The sequence below is a fragment of the Dorea sp. 210702-DFI.3.125 genome (assembly GCF_020560945.1).
In the GTDB taxonomy this organism is placed as follows: Bacteria; Bacillota; Clostridia; order Lachnospirales; family Lachnospiraceae; genus Dorea; species Dorea formicigenerans.
The window spans coordinates 1-12,120 of sequence record NZ_JAJCNF010000008.1 but is presented as its reverse complement, the minus strand read 5'-3'; the positions used below and the strand labels follow the sequence as shown (position 1 = coordinate 12,120).

Genomic DNA, 12,120 nt, shown 5'->3' with positions numbered 1-12,120 from the left:
ATGAAACTTGTACAAGATTTACCAGAGATATTTGAAGAATTTGGAGAAAAAAGGCGGGAAGCCTTTTTAGAGGTAAAAGAGTATAAAGACAAAGGTGTACCTGTTGTTGGAATGTATTGTGCATATTTTCCAACAGAGCTTGCAATGGCGGTAGGTGCAATCCCGGTCGGCTTATGCTCTTTTTCGAATGAAACAGTTACGGCAGCAGAGCGTGAACTTCCTAAGAGTATGTGTCCACTTGTAAAATCGAGTTATGGTTTTGCAATCGAGGATAAATGCCCATTTTTCCATTTTGCAGATCTTGTGATTGGTGAGACAACTTGTGATGGAAAGAAAAAAATGTATGAACTGATGGCTGAATTTAAGCCGGTGTTTGTTATGGAACTTCCAAACAGCCAGTCTGAGAAAGGGCTGGAATTCTGGAGACGGGAAGTCATAAGGACAAAGGAATACTTTGAAGAATTTTTCCATGTTATTATTACGGATGAGATGATTCATCATGCAGTGCATCTGAGTAATGAGATTCGCAGATCCCTAAAGGAATTATGTGAAGTGATGAAGCTTGATCCGGCACCGGTTTTTGGTACGGATATCCAGAAGATGATCAATGGATCTAAGTATCGGTTTGATTTTAAGACGACACCGGAGCTGGTGGATGCTGTTACAGAAAAGATATTGGAAGAATATCATCAGGGAAAGCATCTTGAGAGCAGACCGAGAATTTTGGTGACAGGCTGTCCGATTGGCGGAGATACAATGAAGATTCTGGAAGGAATCGAAGAAAATGGCGGAGTAGTTGTTGCGGTAGAAAACTGCAGTGGGGTAAAGACGCTTGACCAGATGGTGGATGAGACTCAGGAAGACATTTATGGGGCAATAGCGAAAAGATATTTATCTACAGGTTGCTCTATTATGACGCCGAACGACAATCGAATTGAATTAATCGGACGAATTATTGAGGAATATCATGTAGATGGAGTTGTGGAAATGATTCTGTCAGGCTGCCATGCGACAGGTGCGGAATCTATTTATATCCGAAAGTTTGTAAATGAAGAAAAGAATCTCCCATACATTTCTATTGATACAGATTACTCGTCGGCAGATAAAGGACAGATATCTACGAGACTTGCCGCTTTTATTGAGATGATTCAGGCAGATAAAAGTGGCAAGAAAGAACTGGATATGAATTATTGTTATAAACTGATCGTATCAGGCATTTCAGGTGGAAAATGTTTTGAAGAGATTTTGCAAAACGTATGGGATTATACTGGAGTTCCGGTCAGATTTTCAAGGAGAAATCAGGAAGTTCTGTATGAAGTTGGAAAAGAACAGGTCACAGTAGATGCGCAACGTATAGTACATGAATGTTTAGACGGTGTTTGGATTGAAGCAGTGATTCTTGATGATCAGCGAAAGATACAAGTGCAGGAACTTGCAGATATTCTTGCAAAGAGCTTTTCCATGTATCAGAAGAACAGAAAAAATACAGGGAACAATCAAAAACGTCAGCCGGACTATTTGTGGATACTGGCGACAGATACTTCTCTGGCAGCAAGACTTGCAGGAAAAATTGAAGAAACTAAAGAGTTTTCTTCGGTTGTTGAAAAGCAGAAAGACAACAGTATCTTAATAACCAATATACGAGGTAAAGAGGATCGTGCCTTGCTGATCCGGTTGTGTAAAGAATTCATTTATGATTGTGATGGAAAGATACTGATTGGAAATGGTGTTAAAGCTGAGCAAAACTTAAGTGAAAATAAAAGGTTGCAGCAGGAAGTGTTTGAACTTGCAAGGAACCGTGCACCGGGGAAACATTTGTATTTGATAGAGCAATATTATCATGAACTGGCTATTTCTTACATCAGCCGGAAAGTTGGCGAAAATGGATTTAAGTTAAAAGAGCTGGAGCAGATCAGATGTGAAGATGAAGAGACAGGAAGAAATCTGTATGAGACACTCTACTGGTATCTGAGAATGAAAAGAAATGTGTCTCAGACAGCGGCAAAACTAAAGATTCACAGGAATACGCTACTTCCACGTCTGACCCGGTTAAATGATATGCTGGATCTGGACAATCGCGATGGGGCAGAGTGCGAAAAACTTTTGGTTGCCATGGAAATAGACAGAATGAAAAACAGTGATGAATAATAGAAACAATCTATAAAAGCAATACAATTATAGAAAAAATCAATTTGCATATTATGCTTTAAAAGTCTAAAATTTTAAACAGAATGGTTAATTGTGTCCGTTTATAGATACTAATAAATTTGATGAGGTGAAAGAATATGGAGATTATTAAAGATTTGCCAGAGGTTTTTGAAGAATTTGCTGAGCAGAGACAGAAATCATTTCTTATGATGAAAGAACTGAAAGACAAGGGAACACCAGTAGTAGGAGCTTATTGTACATATTTCCCAAAAGAGATTGCTATGGCTATGGGAGCTTCAACAGTCAGCCTGTGTTCCACATCTGATGAGACAATTCCGGAAGCAGAAAAAGACCTTCCGAAGAACTTATGTCCATTGATCAAATCCAGTTACGGATTTGCAAAGACAGATAAATGTCCGTTCTTCTATTTCTCAGATGTAGTTGTTGGGGAGACTACATGCGATGGTAAGAAGAAAATGTATGAGTTGATGGGCGAGTTCAAAGATGTGTTTATAATGGAACTGCCAAATACTCAAGGACCAGAAGCACTGAAGCTTTGGAAGAAAGAGATTATCCGTTTTAAAGAATATCTTGAGAAAAGATTTGAAGTAACGATTACAGATGAAGATGTAAGAAAAGCTGTTAAAATTGAGAATGAAGCAAGAAAAGCACTGAAGCGTCTTTATGAAGTTATGCAGCATGATCCGGCTCCAATCAGTGGACATGATCTGTTCAAGGTTCTGTACGGAAGTACATTCAAATTAAATCGTTCTGAGATTGCCGGAGAAGTGAATGCCCTTGTTGACAAGATTGAGGCAGAGTATGCATCTGGAAAGATGCTGGAGAAGAAACCAAGAATTCTGATTACAGGATGCCCAATCGGAGGAGCAACTGAGAAAGTAATCCGTGCTGTTGAGGATAATGGTGGTGTTGTCGTAACTTATGAAAACTGTACTGGAGCTAAATCCATCGATCGCCTTGTTGATGAAAACGCTGAGGATATTTACCAGGCAATTGCAGAGAGATATCTGGCAATCGGTTGTTCAGTTATGACACCAAACCCGAATCGTTTTGATCTTATGGGACGCCTGATTGACGAGTATCAGGTTGACGGAGTTCTTGAGATGACACTTCAGGCCTGTCATACATATAACGTTGAGACTCGTGCAATCCGCAAGTTTGTAAATGAGGAAAAAGGAATTCCATACATTAATGTGGAGACAGATTATTCTCAGGCAGATGTCGGCCAGCTCAATACAAGGATTGCAGCATTTATTGAAATGTTGTAAGATTGCCGGTTACAGACTATTTTAACATGAATTTTGAAATTCATGTTGTGTAAATTCATGAGAGGGAAAGCTAAGATATGAAGTTTATAGGAATTGATATTGGATCTACTTGTGCCAAGACTGTTGTTATGAACGAGAACAAAGAAATTGTTCTTGAGTTTGTGCAGCCGACAGGATGGAGCAGTGTGGATACGGCAGAAGAGATTCGTAAGAAGCTTGTGGAAAATGATGCGGATCCTGCAGAAAATGTATGTGTTGCTACTGGATATGGCCGTGTGTCTGTGCCATATGCAGATAAGATGATTACAGAAATTACCTGTCACGCTATGGGGGCTGTCTGGATTTTTGATAATAAAGATATGACAATCATTGATATCGGTGGACAGGATACAAAGATTATCTGTGTAGAACAGGGATTTGTAAAAGATTTCATGATGAATGATAAATGTTCTGCCGGAACAGGAAGATTCTTGGAAATTATGGCAAATACATTGTCCATGCGTCCAAATGAGATGTGTGAGCTTGCAAGAGAAGGCTCAGGTGTAACGATCAGTTCTATGTGTACGGTATTTGCAGAGTCTGAGGTCATAAGTCTCATTGGTCAGGGAGAGAAGAAGGAAAATATCGCATTTGCAGTGGTTGATTCTATCGTACGAAAAGTTGCAGCACAGGCAAATCGTATGAGTGAAGATCGTCCGATGCTTTGCCTGACTGGTGGTCTCTGCGAGTGCAGCTATATCAGTGAAGCGCTGACAAAGGAACTTGGCATGGAAGTTAAGACAGATCCGCAGAGCCGTTATGCAGGAGCAATCGGTGCGGCACTTGGAGCAGTAAAGAAAGGTAAGAAGAACTAGGAAAGTCTGGATTAAAGGAGTTTTACATTTTTGTTGTAAGCTCCTTTTTTGTATGTTATATTAGATGTATAACAGAAAACTTAATCTGTTCATGAAATCATCCGTAAGGATAGAACAAAAGAGATAATGAGGGTGATACGATGCTGATAGAGATTGATTTTAACAGTGATGAGGCACTGTATGTGCAATTACAGAATCAGATTATTATGGGAATTGCGACTGCGACGATCCAAGAAGGAGAATCCCTTCCATCTGTCCGTCAGCTTGCGGATACGGTAGGCATCAATATGCATACAGTGAATAAAGCATATTCCATATTGAAGCAGGAAGGATTTATCCAGCTTGACCGCAGACGTGGTGCTGTGATTGCAATTGATGCAGATAAGGCAAAGGCTTATGCAGAAGTAAAGCGTGCGCTAAGAATCGCGCTGGCTAAGGGAAGTCTTAAAAATGTCAGTAGAGAAGAAGTTCACGAGATGGTGGATGAATTATTTGATGAATACGGTGGAAAGGAATAACAGACAGCATGAATTATACAGAACCAGCAAAAGAAGTGCTGAAAAAAGCGGAAAAGATTGCCAGAGAACTGGATCATCCATATGTAGGAACAGAACATCTGCTGCTTGCATTTATGCGGGTATGTACAGGTGTGGCGGGACAGATATTGTCAGCGAATGGTGTAGAAGAAGCAAATTTATATAAGATTGTAGATGAACTGATCTCACCGGTCGGAGAAGTGACTTTTCAGGAAAAGCCAAAGAGAAGTCCGAGACTTGAATATACTCTGGAGGAAAGCAAGGAAGAGGCAATCCGTTTTCAATCAGAGGCAATTGGAACAGAGCATATGCTCCTTGCAATCCTTCGGGAACCGGACAGTGTTGCAACCAGAATACTTCTGACACTCAATGTAAATATACAGAAAATCATGCAGGATACGCTGGAAGTTCTCGGCGTGGATATCAAGGAATATCAAGAGGAGCTTCAAGAGGCATATCAAAGAAAAGATGGGATTTTAGACCAGTATGGTACAGATCTGACTATGCAGGCAGAAGAAGGAAAGCTTGATCCGGTCATTGGAAGAAAAGCAGAGATTCACCGCCTGATGCAGGTACTTGGCAGAAGAACGAAGAACAATCCGTGTTTGGTGGGAGAGCCAGGAGTCGGTAAGACAGCAGTGGTAGAAGGACTTGCCGCACAGATCGCAAGTGGCATTGTACCGGAAGGAATGCGTGACAAGCGGGTCTATACGTTAGATCTTGCAAGTATGATCGCAGGTACAAAATACCGTGGTGAATTTGAAGAACGTATGAAGAGACTTTTGCAGGAAGTAAAGTCGGCGGGAAATGTTATTTTATTCCTGGATGAAGTGCATACAATCATCGGCGCAGGCGGTGCTGAAGGCGCAATGGACGCATCTAATATTCTGAAACCGTCTCTTGCAAGAGGAGAACTTCAATTGATCGGAGCAACAACGATTGCGGAATATCGGAAATACATTGAAAAAGATGCGGCACTGGAACGAAGATTCCAGCCAATTACAGTGGAAGAACCAGATGAACAGCAATGTAAGGATATTTTAAAAGGATTAAAAAGCAGATATGAAGCCCATCATCATGTAGAGATCACAGATGAAGCTCTTCAGGCGGCAGTTACACTTTCTGCACGTTACATCAGTGACCGTTTTCTTCCGGATAAGGCAATTGATGTGATTGATGAAGCTTGTGCGAAAGTGAGTCTTAGTGGATTCAAGACACCGGAGCATATCTATGAACTGGAAAAGGTTCTTGGTAATTACGAAGCAAAGATGGAAGAGGCAATTCTTGCAGGTGATCTTGTGGAGGCTTCCAGGATCCGGGCAGAGAAAGAAGATGCTCAGAAAAAGATTATGCAGACGAAGAAGCGTTTTCAGAAAAAGCAGGCGGGCAGAAAACCACTTGTAACAGAAGAGGAAGTGGCAGCGGTCGTATCTGACTGGACGAAGATTCCGGTGCAGAAGCTTCAGGAATCTGAAGGTGTGCGCTTGCAAAAGTTAGAGCAGACGCTTCACAAGAGAGTGGTTGGACAGGAAGAAGCAGTTACGGCTGTGGCGAAAGCTGTACGAAGGGGGCGTGTGGGGCTAAAAGATCCAAAGCGCCCGATTGGCTCATTTTTATTCCTTGGACCGACCGGAGTTGGTAAGACGGAATTGTCAAAGGCATTATCAGAAGCATTATTCCATGATGAGAATGCCATGATCCGTGTTGATATGTCCGAATATATGGAACAGCACAGTGTGGCAAAGATGATCGGTTCGCCTCCGGGATATGTTGGCCACGAGGAAGGTGGACAGTTAAGCGAACAGGTGCGAAGACATCCGTATTCAGTGATCCTTTTTGATGAGATTGAAAAAGCACATCCGGATGTATTTAACATTTTACTGCAGGTATTAGATGATGGACATATTACAGATTCTCAGGGTAGAAAAGTTGATTTTCGGAATACGGTCATTATTATGACGTCGAATGCAGGCGCACAGGCGATCATTGCTCCCAAAAGGCTAGGATTTGGCAATAAGGAGAATCAAGAGGAAGATTACAAGCGTATGAAGATGAATGTTATGAATGAGATCAAGCTTGTCTTCCGTCCGGAATTCCTGAATCGAATTGACGAGATCCTTGTATTTCATCCGCTAGGTGAACCGGAACTTAAAAAGATTACGGGAATGATGTGCCAGGAGGTGGTCAAGCGTGCAAAAGAACAGCTGGATATTCATTTGACGGTGCGTGATTCTGTGAAAAAGCTGATTATGGAAAAAGGAACCGATAAGAAATATGGAGCAAGACCGTTAAGACGTGCAGTACAAAGTGAACTGGAAGACAGTCTGGCCGAGGCAATTCTCGCAGGTGAGATTAAGCGTGGTCAGGAAGTCGTTGCCGGCGTATCGAAAAAAGAAATAAAATTTGAGGTCAAGACTACCAAATAAAAATAAATTGATATATAATAATGAATACAAATGAACCTTAGGAGGAAAGAGCTAATGGCAGCAGTGAAAGAGCTATTAAGAGCTGAAGCAGACGGAGCACTTGGTTTTGGAGACTATACTCTGAGCAGCAAGACAAAACTGGACGGATTTGAATTCCAGGGAGATGTGTATAAGGTAAAGACATTCTCTGAGATTACAAAGTTGGAAAAGAATGGTATGTTCGTATACGAATCCGTTCCGGGAACAGCAGTAGAAGATTTTAAAGCTTCTGAGAGAGAGGTTTCTTTTAAAGTATCCGGTACTGAGGATGCGCAGATTACACTGGAGCTGGAAGCAGACAGCGAATATGTTGTGTATATGGACGATGTGAATGTCGGCGATATGACAACGAACTTAAGCGGAAAACTGAGCGTGAGCGCAGAACTTGATCCGAATAAAGAGATTGAGATCAAGATTATCAAGAAGTAAATACGCAGAACATCGGGGGGAGCTCGCAGAGGCGTAGCTTCCCCTTTCTGGTAAAATGGAAATAAAAAAGAAATGATAAATCAAGGTTTAAGAGTGGATTTATAAGTAGAAGTATAAAAAAGATGTAAGGGAATCGTACATGGCAAAAGGTAAAAAAAGTATATTTTTCTGTCAGAACTGTGGACATGAAGAAAGCAAATGGCTTGGGCAGTGCCCGATGTGCAAGGAATGGAATACATTTGTAGAAGAGAAAGTTTCAGTAACAAGAGGAAATACGGCTGCAGTGCAGCAGGTAAGGGATGCGAAAGATGCGAAGGTAGTGACACTTTCCAGTATTACGACTGATGACGATGAGCGGATGCAGACGGGGATTCTGGAACTTGACCGAGTGCTTGGTGGTGGAATCGTGCCTGGATCGCTTGTGCTGGTGGGAGGGGATCCGGGAATCGGTAAATCAACACTTCTCCTGCAGGTATGTCAGAAGTTATCAGGACAAAGCCGTAAGATATTATATATTTCCGGGGAAGAATCGTTAAAGCAGATTAAACTGCGTGCGAATCGGATGGGAACATTTTCTGAGAGTTTGTTTCTGTTGTGCGAAACGAATCTTGGAATTATACGTCATGTGATAGAAGAACAGCATCCAGATATGGTCGTGATCGACTCAATCCAGACGATGTATAACGAAGAGGTCGCGTCGGCACCGGGAAGCGTGTCTCAGGTGCGTGAATCGACCAATGTATTTATGCAACTTGCAAAAGGACTTAATATTTCAATATTTATTGTAGGACATGTGACAAAAGAAGGCACAGTTGCAGGCCCACGCGTATTGGAACATATGGTGGATACAGTGTTATATTTTGAAGGAGACAGACATGCATCTTACCGGATTCTGCGTGGGGTGAAGAATCGTTTTGGATCTACGAATGAGATTGGCGTGTTTGAGATGCAAAAAGGTGGCTTGGTGGAGGTAGAGAATCCGTCCGAGTATATGTTATCAGGAAAACCGGAAAATGCATCGGGTTCTGTTGTGGCATGTGCAATGGAAGGAACAAGACCGATGCTCATGGAAATTCAGGCACTTGTATGTAAGACGAACTTTGGAATGCCGAGACGTACGGCAGCAGGGCTTGATTATAACCGAGTCAATCTTCTGATGGCAGTTCTGGAAAAACGTATGGGAATGCCGCTTTCCGCGTATGATGCATATGTGAATATTGCAGGAGGAATCCGGCTGAATGAGCCGGCAGCAGACTTAGGAATTGTGATGGCGATTGCATCAAGCTATAAAAATCGCCCAATTGATGAGGATACCATCGTGTTTGGCGAAGTAGGATTAAGTGGAGAGGTGCGGGCCGTGACCATGCCGGAACAGAGAGTATCAGAAGCAAAAAAACTGGGATTTAAAAGATGTATTGTCCCTGCAGTTTCCATGAAGACGATTGGAAAGATGGAAGGAATAGAGATACTAGGAGTAGAAAATGTAAACCAGGCTATGAATCTTGTGTAACGGCTGAAAGAGATAGGAACAGGAGGGTAAAAGATGGCGTTAAAAGACTATAATAAAGCATTTCGTTATGGGAAAAAAGAATATGAGAGCCGACTTCTTGCAGGGAGGAAGCCGACTTTGGAATCTTTGGACGAAATATTACCAGATGAGGCATTATCAACAGAATCACTGGGACTTGTTCAGATTCCGATCGATCAGATAGTTGGAACAAGATATAGTGGTAGAAGCAGTGCATTTGCAAGTAATTTTATGCCGATATTGGAGAGTAATACGGAGTTTGCAATCAAATGGGCAAAACTCAGCACTTCTCATGAAAAGGAAGGAATTCATGAGCCGATCAAGGCGTGGGAGTATATGAATAAATTCTATGTAGAAGAGGGAAATAAGCGTGTCAGTGTCATGAAATTTTTTGGTGCAATTTCAATCCCGGGAACGGTAACGCGTATTCTTCCGAAGAAAACGAATGATAAAAACGTAAAAATTTATTATGAATTTGTGAATTTTTACAGAGTGTCTAAAGTAAATTATATTACATTTTCAGAAGAAGGACAGTATGCACAGCTCATAAAAGAGATGGGAAAACATCCGGATGAGTACTGGACAGATGATGACAGACTGATTTTCAGTTCTGTGTATGCAAGATTTACAGCGGCATTTCATGCACAAGGTGGACAAGAACTGGAAGTTTCATCAGCAGAGGCATTCCTTTCATTTTTACATCTATACAGTTATGAACGAGTGGAAGAAATGTCAGTAGAAGAAATTAACGAACTTGTGAAGAAAGCATGGGAAGAATTTGTTCTGCTTCAGTATAATGATGAGGAAAAAGTAGAATTGAAAATGACTCCGACAGAAGATAAGCCATCTCTGTTTGAAAAATGGCTTCCTCTCGGTGGCAATAAAGAACCATCTCATTTGAAAGTAGGATTTATCTATGCGAAGACACCACATTCTTCTGCGTGGACATATGGTCATGAACTGGGACGCAGGCATCTTGAGCAGACATTTCCAAATGAAGTCACGACTGTAAGTTATGAAAATGTAACAGAAAAAAATATAGCATCAGCCATGGAGGAAGCTATTCATGCGGGTTGCAATATTATATTTACGACAACTCCGACATTTGCGCAGGAAAGTTTAAGAGCGGCAATTACACATCCGGAAGTAAGAATCTTAAACTGTTCTTTGAATACGACGCACCGCTACATCCGGACTTATTATACTCGTATGCATGAGGCGAAGTTCCTGATGGGAGCAATTGCAGGGGAAATGGCTGAAAACGATAAGATTGTCTATATTGCGGATTATCCGATTTTGGGAACAATTGCACAGATTAATGCATTTGCGCTTGGAGCGCAGATGACAAATCCAAGAGCGAAGGTGTATTTAGAGTGGTCTACGCTGAAAGAGCAGGATATTGAGAAAAGAATTGACGAGATAGATCCGAATTGTATTTCGGGAAAAGATATTATCGTACCAGATGATAACAATCATTTTTATGGAGTATATCATCGAGAAAGTGGCGGAGGTGAGCAGAAGAATCTTGCAATGCCACTGTGCCACTGGGGAAAATTCTATGAAGAACTGATCCGTACAATTATGGCAGGAAACTGGGAACAAGATAACGATGTGGAAAAAGCAATTAATTACTGGTGGGGAATGCCGACAGGGGTAGTAGATGTTATTTGTTCAAAAAAACTTCCGGCGGGTACAGTCCGGCTGGTCAATGTATTAAAGCATAATTATAAAACGGGACAATTTCATACATTTACAGATCAGATGTATGCACAGGGACATATACTTAAGGAAAAGAAAGGTGAAACGCTGTCTCCGGAAGAAGTAATCGAGATGGACTGGCTGGCAGAGAATATTATAGGAAGAATACCAAAGATTGAAGAATTACAGGAGCAGGCCAAACCGGTTCTTACACAACAGGGGATTGAGACGAGGAAGGGATAAAGAACAATGCGAATAATGGTAATTGCAGATGAAGAGTCGAAATACCTTTGGGATTTCTTTGACAAAAGCAAACTGGAAGGTGTGGACTTAATTATATCCTGTGGTGATTTGAATCCAAATTATCTGTCTTTTCTTACAACATTTGCAGCTGCTCCGGTACTGTATGTGCATGGAAACCATGATGAAAAATATGATCGTATCCCACCAGAAGGTTGTATTTGCATTGATGATAAAATTTATGAATTTGAAGGCTTGCGAATTTTAGGACTTGGTGGTTCCATGCGTTATAGTGGTGGGAAATATCAGTTTACAGAACGCGGAATGAGGAAAAGAGTGAAGAAACTATGGTTTCAATTGCTAAAACACCGTGGTTTTGACATTCTGGTCACACATGCTCCGGCATATCAGATCAATGACGGAAGAGATTTGCCACATCAGGGATTTCAAGTATTTATAGAGCTGATAGAGAAGTACAGTCCGAAGTTCTTCGTACATGGACATGTACATATGACTTACGGAAGGCAGCATAAGAGATGTGATAAATATAAAAACACACATATTATCAATGCATATGAAAGATATGTATTTGATTATGAAGATGATGAGATGAGTCCATTGAAGTTTGGAAAAATCGTAGGACAACAATAAGTTTAAGGCTGGCACGTAGTATTTTAGTGAAATGCTACGTGTCAAACTGCGTTTAATGGAAACTCTTCTCGCAAAATAAGATACTTTAATTGCAATTTTGGGTATTAATTTGGGGGAAATGTAATTCAAACTGCAAATATGAACAAGTAAAGCGAAATGTGGTAACTAAAATTGTGTAAATTGTGTAAATAAAATAAATAATAAAAACAATATTGACAATTCTGGACAGGCATGATATATTATACAAGCTGTCGCGTGAGACAAGACTGGAAAGTGCTTAAG

At 41.0% G+C, this 12,120-nt stretch carries 9 protein-coding genes; all 9 read left to right on the top strand.

Features of this window, described 5'->3' with window-relative positions; translation table 11 throughout:
• The 9 genes from LI164_RS16110 to LI164_RS05400 all read left to right on the top strand — a co-directional run bounded on the left by LI164_RS16110 (window position 1) and on the right by LI164_RS05400 (window position 11,838).
• Window positions 1-2,148: a double-cubane-cluster-containing anaerobic reductase gene (locus tag LI164_RS16110; protein ID WP_005330712.1), complete on the top strand. Its 2,148-nt coding sequence runs from the start codon at window positions 1-3 to the stop codon at window positions 2,146-2,148.
• Between the two features lie 137 nt (window positions 2,149-2,285).
• Window positions 2,286-3,437 (top strand): double-cubane-cluster-containing anaerobic reductase, encoded by a 1,152-nt coding sequence (locus LI164_RS05435; protein WP_005330714.1) that lies wholly within the window; start codon window positions 2,286-2,288, stop codon window positions 3,435-3,437.
• Window positions 3,438-3,514: 77 nt separating this feature from the next.
• A complete protein-coding gene (locus tag LI164_RS05430) occupies window positions 3,515-4,291 on the top strand; it encodes an acyl-CoA dehydratase activase (protein WP_005330717.1) in 777 nt (258 codons plus the stop codon).
• A 140-nt stretch (window positions 4,292-4,431) separates the two neighbouring features.
• Window positions 4,432-4,809, top strand: a complete 378-nt coding sequence (locus LI164_RS05425) for a GntR family transcriptional regulator (RefSeq protein ID WP_005330719.1) — start codon at window positions 4,432-4,434, stop codon at window positions 4,807-4,809.
• An 8-nt stretch (window positions 4,810-4,817) separates the two neighbouring features.
• Window positions 4,818-7,253 carry an ATP-dependent Clp protease ATP-binding subunit gene (locus LI164_RS05420; RefSeq protein ID WP_227086861.1) on the top strand — a complete coding sequence of 812 codons (2,436 nt, stop codon included), beginning with the start codon at window positions 4,818-4,820 and terminating at the stop codon, window positions 7,251-7,253.
• 54 nt (window positions 7,254-7,307) lie between these two features.
• Window positions 7,308-7,721, top strand: a complete 414-nt coding sequence (locus LI164_RS05415; RefSeq protein WP_005340894.1) for a hypothetical protein — start codon at window positions 7,308-7,310, stop codon at window positions 7,719-7,721.
• A gap of 139 nt (window positions 7,722-7,860) precedes the next feature.
• Entirely contained in the window at window positions 7,861-9,231 is a 1,371-nt protein-coding gene (gene radA / locus LI164_RS05410) for a DNA repair protein RadA (protein WP_005330724.1), read from the top strand.
• Between the two features lie 33 nt (window positions 9,232-9,264).
• On the top strand, window positions 9,265-11,190 hold the full coding sequence (locus tag LI164_RS05405) for a BMP family ABC transporter substrate-binding protein (RefSeq protein ID WP_005330726.1): 1,926 nt from the start codon (window positions 9,265-9,267) through the stop codon (window positions 11,188-11,190).
• Between the two features lie 6 nt (window positions 11,191-11,196).
• Entirely contained in the window at window positions 11,197-11,838 is a 642-nt protein-coding gene (locus LI164_RS05400; RefSeq protein ID WP_005330727.1) for a metallophosphoesterase, read from the top strand.
• The last annotated feature ends 282 nt before the right edge of the window (window positions 11,839-12,120 follow it).